The following is a 17,514-nucleotide window of genomic DNA, read 5'->3' on the forward strand; positions in this document are numbered from 1 at the left end:
GCGTGGCTGGCAAGTCATCTGATAAATGCGGTTCGGGGATTTTTGGCCGTGTATAAAACGGTCGCGGGCGCGAAGCTTACAAAGTGACGCGTCGAGGACCGGGCGCGACGGTCGGCATGACGCGAGCGGCGTTAAAGATCGCAGACGTTTATGCCGTAGACCCGAAGAGATAAGCATTAATGCTGGAACCGACCTTTCCGGCAGTGCGATACGTGGGGACGAGGAATATGAAAGCAGTTTCACTGAGCGGCCAGACGGGCGCGGGGTTCGTACCGGAAGGGGAAGCGACGGGCAAGCCGTCGCCATCGCATGGACAGGGCAGCCGCTCGCGTGCCGTGCGGCTCAAGGGTTTGTCGGTGAAGGCCACGCTACGGCTTGCGTTTGCCGTGCTGTTGATCGGCACGCTCGCGATCGGCGTGTTTTCGCTGACCCAGATCAGCCGCCTGAACGCTTCCGCACAATCGATCTACGACCAGGGCCACGTGGCGAGCCGCGCTGCCGAAGAGGCGCGTGGCCACCTGCTGCGCGCAAGCCGCGCGCAAAAGATGCTGCTCACCGCCACCACCGCCAAGGAGCGGGACGATCTCGGCGCCGACATCGACAAGGGTTTGAGCGGTCTGACCACGGAACTCGGCACGTTGCAACGGTACGTCGACACGTCCGACGCGAAGGCGGTCGACCAGCAGAAGAAATTTGCCGCTGCCGTCGCGGTGTGGAGCGGCCACTTGCGTGACTTCGTGACGCTTGTGAAAGCGCAGCCGCTCGATCTTTCGCAGATGAACTGGCAGGTCGGCACGCAGGACGTCTCGCTGCTGGTCGAGACCGGCAAGCTCGAAAAACTCGTCGACGAACTCGTAGCACAGCGCGGCACGGCCGCGAAGGCGACCATCGAAGCGTCGGGTTTTATCTTCCATTCGTCGTTCGTGATGATCGCGGTAATGACGGTCGCGCTGATCGCGCTGGCGTTCGGCATTAGCGAGTGGGTGGTGCGACGCCTTGCCGGCCAGCTCGGCGGCGAGCCGGCGTACGCAAAGGAAATTGCCAGCCGGATTGCGGCGGGCGATCTGTCGAATCAGATCGCGTTGGGCCGCAAGGACAAGTCGAGCATGTTGTACGCGCTGCACGACATGCAAAGCGGCCTCGCGACGACCGTCTCCGATATCGCGTCCAGTGCGGACGCGATTGCAACGGCGTCGGGCGAAATTTCGATGGGCAATCTCGACCTGTCGCAGCGCACCGAGCAGCAGGCGATGGCGCTCGAGCGGACCGCGAGCAGCATGGAGCAGTTGACCTCGACGGTGCGGCAGAACGCCGACAACGCGAAGCAGGCGAGCACGCTGGCCAACAACGCCTCGGAGATTGCCGAGAAGGGCGGCGCGGTGGTGAACCGCGTGGTCGCGACGATGAACGAGATCAACGATAGCGCGCGGAGCATTGGCGACATCATCGGCGTGATCGAGGGGATTGCGTTCCAGACCAACATTCTGGCTTTGAACGCGGCGGTGGAAGCAGCACGAGCCGGCGAGGAAGGCCGTGGATTTTCTGTCGTCGCAGCCGAAGTGCGGAATCTGGCTCAGCGCAGTGCCGCGGCGGCCAAGGAGATCAAGGGCTTGATCAGTACTTCTGTCGAGCGCGTGAGCAATGGGTCGACGTTGGCGCAAGACGCTGGTCAGACGATGGATGAAGTCGTTAAGGCCGTGAAGCGCGTGACTGACATCATGGGAGAAATTTCAGCGGCTTCTTCCGAACAGAGTGCAGGGATTGAAGAGATTAATCTTGCAGTGACGCAGATGGATTCCGGGACTCAGCAGAATGCCGCGCTGGTGGAGCAGGCTACCGCGGCTGCCAGATCGCTGGATGATCAGGCTCGCGGGTTGAAGCAGATGGTTGGGAAGTTCAGGTTATAAAACGGTGAAGCACCGCGACTGACGGACCGCGTCGGCGCGCGCAGCGCCGCCGGAAGAATGACTGCTTTGTCACTAGCGCGGAGTGTGCGAGAGCACAGATTCCAGATGCACCACTACCGCAACTGTGCGAGGGACCCGCTTAAGAATTAGCGGTTTGAGCCGCTTTCTCTTGCTTACTTCTCTTTGCGGCCGGCAAAGAGAAGTAAGTGCCCGCCCCGCACAGGGGCGACGCTAATGAACCAATAACAAATCAAGGAAAGGCCAAAACCGTAAGCGCACAGAAAAAACGCGCGGAGTAGGCTAACAAATCAAGGAAAGGCCAACGCCGCAGGCACACAGCCAACAAGCGGCGCGAAGGCAAATTACTTAGCTTGGCTTAACAACAACAGTACAAGTAATCCCTGCTGCAAGCACAACCCCATCAGGCACAGAATCGATCCTCACCCGCACGGGTACGCGCTGCGCCAATCGAACCCAATTGAAAGTCGGATTCACATCAGCCAGCAGTTCGCGGCTTTCGGGATTGTCCCGATCATAGATCCCGCGAGAAATACTCTCAACGTGCCCCTGCAGCGTTCCGCCGCTCATCAACCGAACTTCAGCCTTATCGCCGACGCGAACATGAGGAAGCTTCGTCTCCTCAAAATACCCATAGACCCAGAATGAGTGGCTATCGACGATCGCCAGCTTGGCTGAGCCCGCAGTCGCGTAGTCGCCGCGAAACACATTCAGGTTAGTGACATAGCCATCAACCGGCGCGACGACCCGAGTCCGTTCGAGATTCAACTTGGCCGCATCGAGCGCGGCCAGCGCTTGCTGATACGAAGCCTCGGCAGCAGAGGCAGTATGCGTCGCATTCTCACGGCTCTCTTTGGACACGACCAAAGCATCCATATCGGCACGCCGCTGCGCATCATCCCGCTTCATCTGCAACTCAGCCTTGCGCGCAGCAACGGCAGCTTGCGCCTGCTCAACGGCAATCTGATAGTGCGACGGATCGATCTGCATCAACAGATCGCCTTTCTTGACCAGTTGATTGTCCTTAACAGGCAGATCGACCACCGCGCCTGAAACGTCCGGCGCCACATTCACGATTTCAGCGCGCACGCGCCCATCACGTGTCCATGGCTCATCCATGTAATGAACCCACAACGCGCGCCCAATCAAAATCGCGACGATAAAAATAATGGCTGTCGCGACAAAGCCAACAATATTTCGGATGGTCATTTTCGACTCTGATCAACGATAAACGGCGAGACCCAGCACGCCGCACACACACACGAGCAAGCTGGCCCGGAACAAGGACGGATGCCACACCACGTGATACAGGCCCGTGTAGGCAATCACGCGGTCCAACACCCAGGTAAGCGCGGCGCCCGCGATAAACAGCAGCACAATGGCCGGCACGTAGGCGTCGAAAACGGCGATATCACGTGGCATGACGAACTCCTTCTGACGCGTCGGCACGTCCGCTCATCAGCGGTTCAAGCGGCGATTGCGGATCGAGCAGCGCGGTACGAATGAAATGCAGTTGACTCAAAATGCGTTGCAGCTGATGCCGCTCTTCACGCGGTGGCGTGAAGGTGGCCAACATCTGTTGAACCGCGGCAATCGCATCGGTGGTGGCGGCGAGCGCGCGGTCGAAGCGGTCTGCGCGGGGCCGTTCGAAGAGCGTGGTCACCGCATCGCGCATTGCGCGCAATGTGACGCGCCACGGCATCGACTTCGCATAGCGCGCGTCGCGGGGCAGCGCCGCCACTTCGCGGCGCAGATCGATCATCGCGTTGCCCACTTCGAGCACCGAGAAGAGCCAGCGCAAGGTGTCGCGTTTGAGCTCGGGTTCGTTCTGCGCGAGCGCGTTGATCTGGAACATCAGATCGCGCGCGCCGCTCTCGAAGCGTGAACGCACCCGGCGCATGCCCGCACGGCTCGCCAGCGCAACCTGGCGGCGCAGATCCACCAGCAGACGGTTGCGCAGCCATGGCGTCGAAGGTGGCAGCAGCACGGCAAAGGCGATCGCGCACACCAGCATCGAAAGCACCAGCGCAATCGCATCGTTAATGGTGCCGCTCGGATCGTAGTGAATCAGGTTGTCCGGGCCGGCCAGGAAACAGAAGAAGATGCAGTAGCCGACACCGTAGCCGGCCAGTGCGGGCCGCGTCGTCATGAACACACCGAGCAGCAGGAATGGTGTGAGCGCGGCGCACAGGAGCGGAAAGCCGTCGATGTGCGGATACGCGCCGTACACCGCGATCATCCCCATCACCGAGGCGACCAGCGTTCCGCCGGCCATCTGGAACGCCGTGCGCTTCGGATTCGGCGACGACGAGGCCAGCGCGCACACCGCCGCGGCGTCCAGCGTCAAGGTCGAGCCGCTCGGCCACGCGGTGGCGATCCAGAATGCGCCGAGCACGATCATGACGATGGCCGCGCGCACGCCGGCGACACCGGCGGCGATCGCGTTGGTCTTCGGCTCGTAGCGCTCGATCCAGCGTTCACGTTCGTGCGTGTCGACGGCAAGAGACGCATAAGTGGCCGCGTACGCATGCAGATCGTCGATGAAGCGGTACAGCAGTTCAGCGCCGGTGTCGAAGTCGAGCAGCGGTGCGTCCGGTTGCGTTTCCAGTGCGGCGCGTGTCGCGCGCACCCGCTTGGGCAGTTCCGCTTTGTACGCATCGAGTTGCGCGGCGGCGTGGGCGGCGTCCGCGGCGCTCAACACCGGTTCGCCGGATTTCGCGAGCAACGGGGCGATTTCCTTGAAATACGGTTCCAGCGTTTCGACCGCGACGGTCGCGCCGCTCGTGTTCGTATCGCGCAGCCGGTTCATCAGCTGATGCAGCGCGTGAAAGCGCGTCGAGGCGGTCATGAACTCGCTGTTCAGACGCGCGAGACGGCCGCCGCGCATCCGCGAATCGGGGCCTTCGAACACGGCGACACTGCGCGCCGCTTCGAAACCGACGATGTCCGCGACAAAGCCCGCGTTAGTCGCTTCGATCTGCGCGCGGTCGTTGCGGCCGGCCAAAGAGGTCGACACATACTCGACGAACGCCGAGAAACGTGCGCGCACCGTGCCGCGCATCTGCAAGCCGGCGAACTGCGGAAACACCAGGCCGCTGACGGCGCCCGCGCAGACGATGCCGACCACCACTTCAGCCACCCGCGTGAGCGCGCTCAGAAACGCGCCGTCCGGATGCTGTGAAGCGGGGATGCCGATCAGCGCGGCGGTATAGCCGGCCAGCACGAAGCCGTACGACTTGAAGTTGCGATTGCGCGCGGCGCCCGCGGTGCAGATGCCGACCCAGATCGCGGTCGTGACGATGAACAGTTCCGGCTGCTGCGCGAACAGGCCGATCAACGCGAGCATCACGACGAGGCCGACCAGCGTGCCACAGATCCGGTAGAAGCTCTTGGCGAACACCATCCCGCTTTGCGGCTGCATCACGATGAACACGGTGGTCATTGCGGTGCGCGGCTGCGGCAGATCGAGCTTCATCGCGATACCGAGCGCGAGGAAGCAGGCGGCGAGCGCTTTGAACAGATAGACCCACGTGAGGCCGTCGGTGCGCGCCCAGTCGGCGGCGGCCGAGTAGAGCGCGGCAAACGACGCTGGGCGCGAGGGAGAGGGGGAGGCTGACATGGTCGGCTTCCTTACTCAGCCGCGGGCGCGTTGGCGGACGCCGCAGCGGTCGAACCTGCCGCCACCGCTTTGCCCTTCCCATGCGCCGGCAACGTCTCATTCGCCTGCGGACCATTGGCCGGTTCGTCGAGTCCGCCACCCAAAGCCGTGACCAGCGACGCATGCGCGGCGAGGCGCTCGGCCTGAATCTTCGCGACGCCTTCCTGCGCGCGCAGCAACTGGCTTTGCGCGATCAGGACATTCAGATAGTCGGTCAAGCCGCGCCGGTACCCTTCGCGCGCCAACTCGTAGTTCTTGCGAGCTGCTGCGACCGAACGGTCGGCGTCTTGTGCCTGAGTTGCGAGCGAACGGATCCGGATCACCTGATCGGAGATGTCCTTCAGCGCGCCGACGATCGACTGGTTATAGCGATCGACCGCCTCGTCGTAGCCCGCCGAGGCCGCGCCGAGCTGCGAGCGCAGACGTCCGCCGTCCAAGATCGGTAGCGACAGCGCCGGACCGGCGCTCCAGCTATGTGACGGGTCCTTCAGGAACTGGAACAGCGGCCCCATTGCCGCATACCCGCCGATCGACGCCAGCAGGTTGATGTCCGGATAGAAGCTGGCCTTGGCGACGTCGATGCCGCGCGCTTGCGCTGCTACCGTCCAGCGCGCCGCGACAACGTCCGGCCGATGGCCGATCAGATCCGCGGGCAGGGCGCTCGGCAGAGCGGCGGGTGCGTTGTCGAGCGAGAGCGTCGGACGCTGGATCGCGTCGCCCGCGCCCGGACCCTTGCCGGCAAGTGCGGCCAATTGATTGCGGCCGAGTGCAATCTGTTCCTCGATCGTGTCGATCTGGCGCTCGTATTCCGGCATCGGCGTTTCGGCCTGGCTCACTTCGAGCTGCGTGCCGATGCCGCCTTTCAGACGCCGGTTCGCCAGGTCGACGATCTGCTGCTGTTGCTGCAGCGTGGATTTGGCGATATCAAGCAGCGCGTAGTTCATCGACAACTCGATGTACGTGCGCACCACGTTGCCTTCCAGTTCGAGCTGGGCGGCGCGGAAGTCCGCCGCGCTCGCATGGGCGGCGTCGAGCGCGCTCTCGGCGGCGTTCTTATCCTTGCCCCAGAGATCGAGGTTGTACGACAGACCCAGTGTGCCGGTGTTGTTCCACGACTGCTGACCTGCGAGCGGGCCGGGGCCGTAATAGAGGTTGTCGGCCCATTTCTGACGCTGGATCGACAGGCTGCCGTTGACTTGCGGCGATAGCGCCGAACGGGCGACGCCCGCCATCGACAAGGCTTCGCGCACGCGCGCCTGAGCGACTGCGAGACTCGGATTGCTCGCCTGCGCGGCTTCGACCCATTCATTGAGCTGCGGATCGTTATAGGCGCGCCACCAGTCGGCAGCCGGCCATTGGGCGTCCGCATTGGCGGCCCGGATGGCGTTGCCTGCGTCGAGCGAGGAGGGCTCGATTCCGCGGTCTTGCGGCGCGATGCCTCCGGTACTGGCACAGCCGGCGATTGTTAATAGGATCGTAAGAACCACAGCTGTGGCGATCCCTTTCTGTACCGGAGACTGCACGATTTCCTCCAAAATTGACTATAGAAGCATGTGCGTTATTATATTTTTCGATTGATTGGGGAATAACCGGTAAAGATGCAAGGCATTTTTACGCGATATGAGACAATCGCCTTTGCGAATCGTGTAACAATCGCTACCGATCATGAGCAACTATGTTGCAACTATGTTGCATGGGACCGGAGTAAGTGCTGAAGCACTAACTCCGGATCGACAGGGAAAAGTATGGATACGCTTCAAAACATGCGCGTATTTGTCCGGGTCGTCGAAGCGGGCAGCTTCACGGGTGCCGCGCAGCACCTGAACACGACCACGGCGTACGCGTCGCGCGCGGTTTCCGACCTGGAAGCGCACCTGCGCACGCGTCTTTTGAACCGCACCACGCGCCGTATCGCGTTGACCGAGGCGGGCGAGCGTTATCTGCAGCGCTGTGAGCAGATCCTCGCGTACGTGGATCAGGCGGAAGCGGAGGCCGGCGATGCCCACGCGCGTCCGTCCGGCAAGCTCAAGGTCCACGCGATGACGAGCTTCGGCCAGCACTATGTGGTGCCGGGGGTGGGCCGCTATCAGGAGCGCTATCCGGACGTGCAGATCGAACTGACGCTCGCGCAGCGCATGCCCGATCTGCTCGACGAAGGTTTCGACGTGTCGCTGACACTGGCAACCGGCCTGCCGGATTCGGGGCTGGTGTCGCAGCGGCTGGGCAGCGCGTTCAGCATCGCGTGCGCGTCGCCGGCTTATCTGGAGCGGCACGGCGTGCCCCAAACGCCCTCTGATCTCGCGCGCCACACTTGTCTGCAAATGGTGACGCCGATATTCCCGACCGACAAATGGATCTTTGACGGCCCGAACGGCGAGGAAACCATCGCCCTCGGCCCGGCCACCTTCCAGGTGAATGTCGCCGAAGCGATGGCGGTCGCGGTGTGCAGCGGCATGGGGGTCGGACTGATTCCGATCTACTCGGCGATCAGCGGTTTGCGTAGTGGTGACCTCGTCTGGCTGTTGCCGGAATACACGTCGCAGGAAATGAATCTGTATGCGTTGTATCCGTCCCGGCAGTATCTGGACGCGAAAATTCGTACCTGGGTCGAATTCCTGCGCGACGAACTGCCCGCCACGCTGGCCGTCGATCAGGAAGAGTTGCGCCAGTTCGCGCGCAGCTGAAGCAGCGCCACGCGGGCGGTTGACTATTGTTGACGGTTCCGGGCCGAGGTGGCGCGACAGCCTGTTACATAAGTGCCGCGCCGCAACATTTCCTTACTTCTACGCCGCGGTCGATTTGCTAACGTGTGGTTCATGCGCTGCCGCATTCAGCCGGGCGCGTTCAATTAGCCGCCGTTCGGCAAATCGCAACAACCGCAACAATTGAAGGACGAGAAATCCATGGATACGCATCTGATGATCGGCGTGGCCGTCATGCTGGGACTGATCGGAATCGCCGCATCGCGCGATCTGCTGCGCCGCCTGCGCGACCAGCAGCCGCAATTGGTGCCGATCAAGGTCGAGCGTCCTGATTCGCAGGCGCAACGGCGCGATCGCTGAAGCTCTGAAGCTCGCTCGCACGCCGGATTGCCGACCGCGCGCAGATTGAGCTTGCTGTTTCATTTTTTCGGTATGTCTTCCGCGTTACGGCGCCGTTGTGCGCCGTTGTGTTCTGGCTGCCGATCCATTTCGATCCGCGCTCCGCAGTTTCAGTGCAGCGCTTCGATCAGCCCCGGCTCGTCGTTGAGCGTGCGGTCTACCTCCGGGCTCACCCGGTGCCAGCGAAACCGCGCGGCGGGCAGGCAGGCGCTGCGTGCGAGCTGCTCGAGTTCGTCTAACTGCAGGGCAGGATCCAGCCAGCGGCGCGCCGTCTCCGGCGCGAACACCAGCGGGCGTCGGCCGTGTACGTCGATCAGACCCGCGTCGGCGGTGGCCGTCACAATCACCAATCCCATACCTTCCGTTTGCGGTTCCGTGCCGCGTACGCTCGATAAGGCCGCGAGGTACATCGGTGCGTCGCTTTTCAGATGCACAAAGTAGGGCTGGCGGACCGTTGCGTCGGCTTCTTCCGTGTTATCCCCGCTTGATGTTCCGGGCGCCGCTTCCATGCGCCATTCGAACCAGCCGTCCGCCGGCACCAACACCCGGCCAGTTTTCCACAGGTCTTTGAAGTAGCGCGTATGCGGCGCGGTTTCGGCGCGCGCGTTGATGGTTTGCGGCAGATGTTGCTCGCGTGCCCACTCCGGGCAATAACCCCAGTGAATCGCGTGCAGCGTTTGGTCCGGGTAAATCGCCAGCGGATGGGTGCCCGGCGCGAGGTTGTAGCCGGGACGGCGATCGGCGGCGTCGAACAGCATCAGCGGATCGGCGAGGCCGAGCTGCTGTGCGTACAGATGGGGATCGCGGTACTGGCTGATTCGACCACACATGAGCGACCTCCGGAGATCACCGGCCTGGCGGGTTTGACCGATGCCAGAGCCGAACCCAGCAACAACAACAGCGTAGTGCGTGGCGCCTGGCCGCGCTACCCAGATCGGCCCCAAGCCGACGCTATATCTCGACGACCTTATCCCACGCGAACTGCGGATTCTCCGGCTGACGGGTGCGCCGGTCGAGATAGCCGCGTGGATTGCAGACCACGCGCGTGCCGTTCACGGTGTAATCGAACGACGTATGCGTATGTCCGTGAATCCACAGTGCAACGGGCGAGCGCACCAGCTCCGGCAAATGATTGACGAACCCGGCCGAGACGCGGTCTTCGGCGTAGCGCTCGGCCAGACTCAGCCGATGCGGCGCGTGATGCGTGACGACGATCGTCTTGCCGTCGAACGGCTTCGCCAGCTCGCTTTCGAGCCAAGCGCGCGCCCGGCGGTGCAGCGCGAGGGAATCGTCCGGGGTGAAGTCACGCGGCGAGTCCTGAGTGCCGTGCGGCCAGTTCATCTGGATCAGGCCGCGGAAATCGAGCATCGCCCGGCGCGATGCGTCGATGGACTCGGCGAGCGTGTCAGGATTCGCGCCGTATAACGCGAAGTCGGTCCACAAGGTGGTGCCGAGCACGCGCCAGCGGCCTTGCGGGTCGACCAGCGCGGCATTGTTCAGCACATGCACGTTGTCGACTTGCGCGGCTGCGTCGTAGAGGGCCGTTTCGAGTGCGCCGAATTCGCCGTCGTAGTACTCGTGATTGCCGGGCACGTAGACCACCGGCACGGCGCCGTCGAAGGTTTGCGCGGCCCAGCGCGGGCCGGCCGCATGATTGTGGATGTCGCCGGCCAGCACGATCAGATCCGCGTGCGCATGCGGGATCAGCTCGGGCTCGTCGTTCTCCAGATGCAGATCGGACAGCACTCGAATCTTCACGACGACGACTCCTGCAATGGGTCTCGCACCAAACGGCGAAGGCTTCAAACCCTAGCGTAGCACCTTGCCCGGATTCATCAGGTTCAGCGGATCGAGTGCGCGTTTGACGGCGCGCATCAAGTGCACCTCGACGTCCTGTTTGTAATGCATCGCCTCGTCGATCTTCAACTGGCCGAGACCGTGTTCTGCGCTGATGCTGCCACGATGCCGGTGCACGCTGTCGTAGACGATCTGGTTGATCGGGCTTTGCCAGGTCTTGAGGAACGCCTTCGCGTCGACGCCTTCGGGCGCCTGCACGTTGTAGTGCAGGTTGCCGTCGCCGAGGTGGCCGAACGTGACCATGCGCACGCCCGGCACGGCTTGCGCGATCGCCGCGTCGGTTTCCTCGATGAAATGGCCAATGCGTGAAATCGACACCGCGATATCGTGCTTGATGTTCAGGCCTTCCTCGGCCTGCGCGAGCGGGATGTGTTCGCGCAGATTCCAGAATGCCCGCGACTGCGTGAGGTTTTCCGCGACCACCGCGTCTTCAACCAGTCCTTCTTCGAGCGCGGTCTCCATCAGGCGCTCGAACAGTCCGCGCGCGTGCTCCTCGCTCTCGCTGTCCGATAGCTCCAGCAGCACGACTTGCGCATGCGGCTCGGCGAACGGATAGCGCATCTGCTCGAAATGCCGGCCCACCAGCCGCAGGCAGAAATCCGACATCAGTTCGAAGCCGGTCAGAAGCGGCCCCGCGACACGTTGCGTGAGCGACAGGAAATCGAGCGCCGCATGCGGCGACGCGAGCGCGGCGAGCGCTGTGACGCGCGCGGCCGGCTGCGGATGCAGCTTGAGCACGGCGGCGGTGATGATTCCGAGCGTGCCTTCCGCGCCAATGAACAGGTCGCGCAGGTCGTAGCCCGTGTTGTCCTTGCGCAGCCCGCGCAGGCCGTCCCATAGTTCGCCTTGCGGCGTGACCACTTCGAGGCCCAGGCACAGCTCGCGCGTGTTGCCGTAGCGCAGTACGCCGGTGCCGCCCGCGTTGGTGGCGAGATTGCCGCCGATCGTGCAGCTGCCTTCGGCCGCGAGGCTCAGAGGGAACAGGCGGCCGGCTTCCTCGGCGCGCTTTTGCACTTCGGCGAGGATGACGCCGGCTTCGACCGTGATCGTGTTGTTGTGGGGATCGATGTCGCGCACACGGTTCAGACGCCGCAGACTGATGACCGCCTGCGCGCCGCTTGCATCCGGCGTGGCGCCGCCGGCCAGACCGGTGTTGCCGCCTTGCGGCACCAGCGCGATGCGATGCTCGACGGCGAGTTTGACGAGCGCAGCGACCTCGTTAGGTGTGGCCGGGCAGAGTACCGCGCAGGCCGAGCCGGTGTAGCGGCGGCGCCAGTCGGTGAGGTAGGGAGCGGTGTCGTGCGGGTCGGTCAGCACCTGCGCGGCGCCGATGGCGTCGCGGCAAGCGGTGAGGAAAGCGGCTTGGGTCATGTTGGTCGGTCAGGATGTTCTGCGGATAGGTTACGCGGGGAGCGTTGTTCTCATCGTGTGCTTCCCTTGGCCTGCGCGGCGTTCTGCTGTGCGTTCTCTTTTGCTGCCTGCTTTGCTGCCTATTTCGCTGCCCGTTTTGCCGCACGCTTGAACGGTGCGACATACGCGAGCGCGCAGAGGAAGAAAACGACGGCGAGGGCGACTTCAAGCCAGCCGAGGCGGGCGCTCAGGCCGCGGTCGCTCCAGCCGCGGACGATGCCCTCGGCAAAATACAGGAGGATCAGCATCGACGCCCATTGCAGCGTGTAAAGCCGGCGCCGCCACACGCCGGGCAGGGCGAGCAGTAGCGGCACGGCTTTGAGCACCAGCGCCGAGCCGCCCGGACGCAGCGGCGCGAGCCACCATTCCCACGCGACGGACAAGACGATCAGCGCGAGCAGGGCGGCGGTTGCGCCGAATGCGGTAGCAAGTTTGGGCTGAACCGGCTCACTCACGGCCGTTCGCTCATGGAAGCCGCCGCGCGGGCAACGCGCGCGCCGAGGGCGATCGCAAGCGTCTTCTCGTCGGCGGAGATGCCCTGTTCGGCTGTGCCCGCGCGTGCGAAATGCGACGCGCCGTAGGGCGTGCCGCCGGTTTGCGTGGTGGTGAGCGCGCTCTCGGTGTACGGAATGCCGACGATCAGCATGCCATGATGCAAAAGCGGCAGCATCATCGAAAGGAGCGTCGACTCCTGGCCGCCGTGCAAGCTGCCGGTGGACGTAAACACGCAGGCCGGTTTGCCGGACAACGCACCCGAAAGCCACTGCGGCGTGGTGCCGTCAAGAAAATATTTCAGCGACGCGGCCATGTTGCCGAAGCGCGTGGGCGAACCGAGCGCGAGACCGGCGCATTCTTCGAGGTCGCGCAGTTCGACGTAGGGCGGCCCTTCAGCGGGAATATCCGGCTGGGTCGCTTCGCAGACAGTGGAAACCGCCGGCACGGTGCGCACGCGCGCCTGCATGCCGGGGACGCTGTCGACGCCGTGCGCGATCGCCAGCGCAAGCTCGCGCGTGGCGCCGTGACGGCTGTAATAGAGCACGAGAATGTCTTTCATAGGCCTCATCGGTGAACGGGTATTATAGGGGTTGGGTCCGCTGCACAGGCCACCCATAGCCATTCGGCCAGGCCTCGCGCACGGTCCTGAAACACCGTTTTATGAACCAAGGGGGTAACGAGGTGGGTTTGTTGTCCAGGGTGCGTTTCGATCTCGACACGCTCAAACGGCTCGCGCAGTTTGCCGCGAAGCGCAGTGGCGAAGACCGCATTCCGCAGGTGGCCGGCAGTCTCACGTTCACCACCATGCTCGCGCTCGTGCCGCTCGCCACGGTTGCGTTCGCGCTGTTCACCGCGTTTCCGCTTTTCAGCTCGTTTCAGATGTCGCTGCAGATTTTCTTGGCCGACCATCTGATGCCCGAGCAGCTCAACAGTCAGATTTTCGATTATCTGAATCAGTTCGCGGCGAAGGCCAAGGGCCTCACGACGATCGGCATGATTTTTCTGTTCGTCACCGCAGTGATGACGATGATGACCGTGGAATCCGCTTTCAACGTGATCTGGCGGGTGCGCAAGGCGCGGCCGATCGCGCAGCGCATCCTGGTCTACTGGGCGATCATCACGCTCGGCCCGATTCTGATCGGCGTGAGCCTGTCGATTTCTTCCTATCTGTTCACGCGGTCCATGGCGTTCACCACGGCCGTCCAGCATATTCCGCCGGTGATCGACTGGGCGCTGACCGGCGCCGCGCTACCATTGACGGCACTCGCCTTCACGATGCTTTATGTGTTTCTGCCGAACTGCCGGGTGGAGTGGCGCGACGCGGTGATCGGCGGGGTCGCTGCCGCGATCGCCTTCGAACTCGCCAAGCGCGGCTTTGGCTACTACGTGCGCCGGATTCCCACCTATACCACGGTGTACGGTGCATTTGCCGCTGTGCCTCTATTCCTGCTGTGGATGTATCTGTGCTGGTTCATCGCGCTGGCCGGCGCGATGATCGCGTCGGCGCTGCCGGCGATCCGCATTGGCCAGTTTCACCGGCCGACTTTTGAAGGCAGCGATCTGTTCGATTCGCTCGAACTCCTCGCGCGGCTCTCAGAAGCGCGCGATGCGGGCAAGCGTGGCTACACGGTGCCGGAGCTGTCGCGAATGCTTCGTCGCGAGATGGATACCACGATCAGGCTGCTGCAAAAGCTTGAGGAGATCGAGTGGATCGCGCGCTTGCAGGACGACGACACGCGTCCGCACTTCCTGCTGCTGGCAAATCTGGCGCAAATCACGGTCGAGCGTTTGTTCGACCTGTTCGTGATCGACCGCGCGGAGCTCGAATATCAGCTTGAACTGGACTCTACGCGCGTGGATGGCCAGACGCTGCTGGCGGCGCTGGAAAACGACAAGCTGAAAGTGACGCTCGCTACGCTGCTGGCGGCGCGTGCCGCCGCGCGGGCCGCGCGCGCCCAGGAAAGCGAACAGGGCACGTCTTCAATGCCGCATCAGGCTGCCTGAGCAGGCTGCATGAGCAGGCAGCCTGATGCGGCGGCAACCTACAGCGAAATCTTCCCCACACAGATGTCCTTGAACATCACCCAGTCGCCCATCAGGCTATAAAGCGGATGCCGGAAGGTAGCCGGCCGGTTTTTCTCGAAGAAGAAATGTCCGACCCAGGCAAAGCCATATCCGCAGATGACGGCAGCCGGCAGCCATAGCCAGTCACCAGTGGCGAGCGCCATGGCGAGGCAGCCGATCACGCCGAGCGAACCCACGAAATGCAGCCGCCGCGATACCGTGTTGCGATGCTCGCTCAGGTAGTACGGATAGAACTCCGCGAAACTCGCGAAGTGATCGGTGTGCGCGGTTTGAGCCATCACAGCCTCCGAATGTCGACACTACTTGTCGACGCTACTCGATTCCGTGCCCGTCGCTCCCAGGTTGTTTCGCCGCGCGCCGACATGCTCGGAACGCGCTCGAAACAGGACAGGCTTGACCCATTGTGCGGCTATCGGGTTATGCGCGCAACCTGGCCATTCGGCCGATGGCGCGCTTCTACCTGTGCGGTTATCGTGACGACTCGCAGCGACTATTGAACGGCGAATTGAACAGCGCCTTTGGCCTTCGAGGCGAAGCTGAACAGCGCGTCGAGCGTGGCATCGGGCTGTTCGGTCATCAGGGCATGGCCGGCTTCGAGCGCGACGGTGTCGACCGGTACGCCGGCTTGAGAGAGCGCGTCGGCAAGTGCTTTGGCCGCGCGCGGCGGCGTCATCGCATCGCGCCGGCCCACGATCAATCTCGTCGGGCAACGCACCTCGGCGGCGCGGGTGAGGCCATCCGCGTAGCTATTGCAGGCGGTGAAGTCGGTGTGGAACAGGTGCGGCTCGCCGCTCGCCGAGACACGCTCCATCAGCCGCTGGTTCATGCCGTGCAGCCAGAAGCCCGGGCCGGGGCACGACGGCTTGGCGGCGAGCGTCGAATGCGACCATTGATTGACCATGCCGATTGCCTCGGGCTCGCGATGCAGGGCGGCCTCGAGCAAAGCGTCAGAGACGGCCATCGGCACGGCGGTGGCGAGCAGCGCCAGGTGCGTCACGCGCTCCGGATAGCGGCCGGCGAAGTCGAGTGCGATCAGCGAGCCCATGCTGTGGCCGGCCACGAATGCACGCTGTACGCCGGCGGCGTCGAGCAGGGCGGCCAGCCAGTCGGCCATGGCTGTCACGGTGGTGAGCGCCGGGCCGGCGCTGCGGCAGTGTCCGGGCAGGTCGACTGCCAGTACGCCGAAGCCATGGTGCGCGAAGTAACGCGTTTGCAATGCCCACACGCTATGGTCATGCTCGGCGCCGTGGATGAACACGGCGGTCGGCAGGCTGGGGTCGAATGGTTTGCCGCCGGTGTACGCGTAGGCGGGCTTGCCTTGAACAGTAAGGATCATGCGGACTCCGGGCGGGGGTTGACCGCATCGGCGGGCGGGTCGGATGGGTTGCCTTGGGCTGGAGCGGCGGACGAACTGGAGAGTCCGCTCTTAGCCGAAGCAGCGGATGAGCTGGAGGGGCCGCCTTGGGTCGAAGCAGCAGATGAACTGGAGGGGCTGCTTTGAGCCGAAGCAGCGGAAGAGCTGGAATGGCTGCCTTTTGCCGTGCTGGACGGACCGGATGGTCCACTCCCAAGCGCAGTCGTCCCGCCCGCTTTCTGCGCGGCTTTCAGCGCGCGCTTGAGGTCGTCGATCAGATCGTCGGGGTCTTCAAGGCCGATCGACAGGCGGATCGTGCCTTCGGCGATGCCGGCTGCGGCGAGCGCGGCTGCGTCCATGCGGAAGTGCGTCGTCGATGCGGGATGGATGACCAGCGAGCGCGCGTCGCCGACGTTCGCAAGATGCGAGAACAGCGAAAGCGCTTCGATGAAGCTGCGTCCGGCGGCGCGGTCGCCGCGCAGATTGAAGCTGAATACCGCGCCCGCGCCGCGTGGCAGCAGACGCTTCGCGAGCGCATGGTCCGGATGCGACGGCAGTTCCGGGTAGGCGACGGCTTCGACGGCAGGGTGCGCGCACAGGAATTCGACCACCTTGCGCGTATTCGCGACGTGCCGTTCCATGCGTAGCGGCAGTGTTTCGATGCCTTGAAGCAGTTGCCAGGCGGCCTGGGGATGCAGGCACGCGCCGAAGTCGCGCAAGCCCTCGCGGCGCGCGCGCAGAAGAAACGGCGCGACTGTGCTTTCCTCGGCGAACACCATGCCGTGAAAGCCCTCGTACGGTTCGGTAAATTCGGGGAAACGGCCGGACGCGTTGAAGTCGAACGTGCCGCCGTCCACGAGTACGCCGCCGATCGTGGTGCCGTGGCCGCCGAGGAATTTGGTCGCCGAGTGATACACGAAGTCGGCGCCATGCTCGAACGGCTTGAGCAGGTAGGGCGTGGTGAAGGTGGAATCGACCAGCAGCGGCACGCGGTGCTCATGTGCGAGCTGCGCCACCGCGGCGATATCGAGCACGTCGAGCCCCGGGTTGCCAAGCGTCTCGCCGAACAGCAGGCGCGTGTTCGGGCGCAACGCGGCGCGCCACGCGTCGGGATCGCCCGGTTTGACGAAGGTCGTCTCGATGCCGAAGCGCCGCAGCGTGTAGTGCAGCAGGTTGTGCGAGCCGCCGTACAGCGCGCTGGAGGCGACGATATGGGAGCCGGCGCCCATCAACGTGGCGATCGCCAGATGCAGCGCAGCCTGACCGCTGGCCGTGCCGATCGCGCCCGCGCCGTTTTCCAGCGCGGCGACTCGCTCCTCGAACACGGCCACGGTCGGATTCGAGATGCGCGAATAGACGTGGCCGGCGCGTTCCATATTGAAGAGCGCCGCGGCGTGGTCCGAGTCGCGGAACGAAAACGAGGTAGTCTGGTAAATAGGCGTGGCGCGCGCGCCGGTGGTCGGGTCGGGTGCTGCGCCGGCGTGCAGCGCAAGCGTGTCGAAACGGTTGGCGGACATCCTGGGCGGCGAGGCCACGGACGGCCTCGCGAAAGGTGAAAGTGGCGGCCATCCTATCACCGGCGTGGATCGCTTCAAGCGCGGTTTTCCCGATGCGCGCGCACCAGTTGGC

The 17,514-nt window shown here is 63.8% G+C and carries 16 protein-coding genes; 4 read left to right on the plus strand and 12 right to left on the minus strand.

What is annotated here, in order from left to right; genetic code table 11:
* Positions 1 to 227 precede the first annotated feature (227 nt).
* On the plus strand, positions 228 to 1,907 hold the full coding sequence (locus tag GNZ13_RS09295; protein ID WP_172162567.1) for a methyl-accepting chemotaxis protein: 1,680 nt from the start codon (positions 228 to 230) through the stop codon (positions 1,905 to 1,907).
* A 366-nt stretch (positions 1,908 to 2,273) separates the two neighbouring features.
* Here GNZ13_RS09295 and GNZ13_RS09300 read toward each other — a convergent pair whose 3' ends face one another.
* Genes GNZ13_RS09300 through GNZ13_RS09315 form a run of 4 tightly spaced genes read right to left on the minus strand, consistent with a single transcriptional unit; the run spans position 2,274 to position 7,106 of the window.
* A complete protein-coding gene (locus GNZ13_RS09300) occupies positions 2,274 to 3,134 on the minus strand; it encodes an efflux RND transporter periplasmic adaptor subunit (RefSeq protein WP_172162569.1) in 861 nt (286 codons plus the stop codon).
* A 12-nt stretch (positions 3,135 to 3,146) separates the two neighbouring features.
* Positions 3,147 to 3,347 (minus strand): DUF1656 domain-containing protein, encoded by a 201-nt coding sequence (locus GNZ13_RS09305; protein WP_172162571.1) that lies wholly within the window; start codon positions 3,345 to 3,347, stop codon positions 3,147 to 3,149.
* Complete coding sequence (locus GNZ13_RS09310; protein WP_172162573.1) at positions 3,337 to 5,544, minus strand: FUSC family protein; 2,208 nt, start codon at positions 5,542 to 5,544, stop codon at positions 3,337 to 3,339. The genes GNZ13_RS09305 and GNZ13_RS09310 overlap by 11 nt, the downstream gene beginning before the upstream one ends.
* An 11-nt stretch (positions 5,545 to 5,555) precedes the next feature.
* Positions 5,556 to 7,106 carry an efflux transporter outer membrane subunit gene (locus GNZ13_RS09315; RefSeq protein WP_172162575.1) on the minus strand — a complete coding sequence of 517 codons (1,551 nt, stop codon included), beginning with the start codon at positions 7,104 to 7,106 and terminating at the stop codon, positions 5,556 to 5,558.
* A 222-nt stretch (positions 7,107 to 7,328) separates the two neighbouring features.
* On the opposite strand from GNZ13_RS09315, the gene GNZ13_RS09320 reads away from it, so the two are divergent.
* Positions 7,329 to 8,267: a LysR family transcriptional regulator gene (locus GNZ13_RS09320; protein ID WP_172162577.1), complete on the plus strand. Its 939-nt coding sequence runs from the start codon at positions 7,329 to 7,331 to the stop codon at positions 8,265 to 8,267.
* 219 nt (positions 8,268 to 8,486) lie between these two features.
* A complete protein-coding gene (locus GNZ13_RS09325) occupies positions 8,487 to 8,645 on the plus strand; it encodes a hypothetical protein (RefSeq protein WP_172162580.1) in 159 nt (52 codons plus the stop codon).
* Positions 8,646 to 8,794: 149 nt separating this feature from the next.
* On the opposite strand, the gene GNZ13_RS09330 is transcribed toward GNZ13_RS09325, so the two are convergent.
* The 5 genes from GNZ13_RS09330 to wrbA form a co-directional block, all read right to left on the minus strand.
* Positions 8,795 to 9,514 (minus strand): SOS response-associated peptidase, encoded by a 720-nt coding sequence (locus GNZ13_RS09330; protein ID WP_172162583.1) that lies wholly within the window; start codon positions 9,512 to 9,514, stop codon positions 8,795 to 8,797.
* A 121-nt stretch (positions 9,515 to 9,635) separates the two neighbouring features.
* Positions 9,636 to 10,442, minus strand: a complete 807-nt coding sequence (locus GNZ13_RS09335) for a metallophosphoesterase (protein WP_172162586.1) — start codon at positions 10,440 to 10,442, stop codon at positions 9,636 to 9,638.
* A gap of 51 nt (positions 10,443 to 10,493) precedes the next feature.
* Entirely contained in the window at positions 10,494 to 11,912 is a 1,419-nt protein-coding gene (locus GNZ13_RS09340; protein ID WP_172162589.1) for an FAD-binding oxidoreductase, read from the minus strand.
* Between the two features lie 119 nt (positions 11,913 to 12,031).
* Positions 12,032 to 12,406 carry a DUF2069 domain-containing protein gene (locus GNZ13_RS09345; protein ID WP_172162592.1) on the minus strand — a complete coding sequence of 125 codons (375 nt, stop codon included), beginning with the start codon at positions 12,404 to 12,406 and terminating at the stop codon, positions 12,032 to 12,034.
* Entirely contained in the window at positions 12,403 to 13,005 is a 603-nt protein-coding gene (gene wrbA / locus GNZ13_RS09350) for an NAD(P)H:quinone oxidoreductase (protein ID WP_172162595.1), read from the minus strand. The genes GNZ13_RS09345 and wrbA overlap by 4 nt, the downstream gene beginning before the upstream one ends.
* A 101-nt stretch (positions 13,006 to 13,106) precedes the next feature.
* On the opposite strand from wrbA, the gene GNZ13_RS09355 reads away from it, so the two are divergent.
* Positions 13,107 to 14,450 (plus strand): YihY family inner membrane protein, encoded by a 1,344-nt coding sequence (locus GNZ13_RS09355; RefSeq protein WP_216674770.1) that lies wholly within the window; start codon positions 13,107 to 13,109, stop codon positions 14,448 to 14,450.
* A 38-nt stretch (positions 14,451 to 14,488) separates the two neighbouring features.
* On the opposite strand, the gene GNZ13_RS09360 is transcribed toward GNZ13_RS09355, so the two are convergent.
* The 3 genes from GNZ13_RS09360 to GNZ13_RS09370 form a co-directional block, all read right to left on the minus strand.
* Entirely contained in the window at positions 14,489 to 14,809 is a 321-nt protein-coding gene (locus tag GNZ13_RS09360) for an Mpo1-like protein (RefSeq protein WP_012433756.1), read from the minus strand.
* 212 nt (positions 14,810 to 15,021) lie between these two features.
* Positions 15,022 to 15,867, minus strand: a complete 846-nt coding sequence (locus GNZ13_RS09365; RefSeq protein WP_172162598.1) for an alpha/beta fold hydrolase — start codon at positions 15,865 to 15,867, stop codon at positions 15,022 to 15,024.
* Positions 15,864 to 17,402, minus strand: a complete 1,539-nt coding sequence (locus GNZ13_RS09370) for an O-acetylhomoserine aminocarboxypropyltransferase (RefSeq protein WP_172162601.1) — start codon at positions 17,400 to 17,402, stop codon at positions 15,864 to 15,866. Before GNZ13_RS09370 ends, GNZ13_RS09365 begins: the two co-directional genes overlap by 4 nt.
* Positions 17,403 to 17,514 lie beyond the last annotated feature (112 nt).

It is taken from the genome of Paraburkholderia elongata, from assembly GCF_013177735.1.
GTDB classification, from domain to species: domain Bacteria; phylum Pseudomonadota; class Gammaproteobacteria; order Burkholderiales; family Burkholderiaceae; genus Paraburkholderia; species Paraburkholderia elongata.

Coding starts and splice junctions, on each gene's coding strand:
- GNZ13_RS09320 (WP_172162577.1), top strand. CDS start 7,329: ATGGATACGCTTCAAAACATGCGCGTATTTGTCCGGGTCGTCGAAGCG.
- GNZ13_RS09295 (WP_172162567.1), top strand. CDS start 228: ATGAAAGCAGTTTCACTGAGCGGCCAGACGGGCGCGGGGTTCGTACCG.
- GNZ13_RS09310 (WP_172162573.1), bottom strand. CDS start 5,544: ATGTCAGCCTCCCCCTCTCCCTCGCGCCCAGCGTCGTTTGCCGCGCTC.
- GNZ13_RS09340 (WP_172162589.1), bottom strand. CDS start 11,912: ATGACCCAAGCCGCTTTCCTCACCGCTTGCCGCGACGCCATCGGCGCC.
- GNZ13_RS09360 (WP_012433756.1), bottom strand. CDS start 14,809: ATGGCTCAAACCGCGCACACCGATCACTTCGCGAGTTTCGCGGAGTTC.
- GNZ13_RS09305 (WP_172162571.1), bottom strand. CDS start 3,347: ATGCCACGTGATATCGCCGTTTTCGACGCCTACGTGCCGGCCATTGTG.
- GNZ13_RS09300 (WP_172162569.1), bottom strand. CDS start 3,134: ATGACCATCCGAAATATTGTTGGCTTTGTCGCGACAGCCATTATTTTT.
- GNZ13_RS09365 (WP_172162598.1), bottom strand. CDS start 15,867: ATGATCCTTACTGTTCAAGGCAAGCCCGCCTACGCGTACACCGGCGGC.
- GNZ13_RS09330 (WP_172162583.1), bottom strand. CDS start 9,514: ATGTGTGGTCGAATCAGCCAGTACCGCGATCCCCATCTGTACGCACAG.
- wrbA (WP_172162595.1), bottom strand. CDS start 13,005: ATGAAAGACATTCTCGTGCTCTATTACAGCCGTCACGGCGCCACGCGC.
- GNZ13_RS09355 (WP_216674770.1), top strand. CDS start 13,107: ATGAACCAAGGGGGTAACGAGGTGGGTTTGTTGTCCAGGGTGCGTTTC.
- GNZ13_RS09325 (WP_172162580.1), top strand. CDS start 8,487: ATGGATACGCATCTGATGATCGGCGTGGCCGTCATGCTGGGACTGATC.
- GNZ13_RS09370 (WP_172162601.1), bottom strand. CDS start 17,402: ATGTCCGCCAACCGTTTCGACACGCTTGCGCTGCACGCCGGCGCAGCA.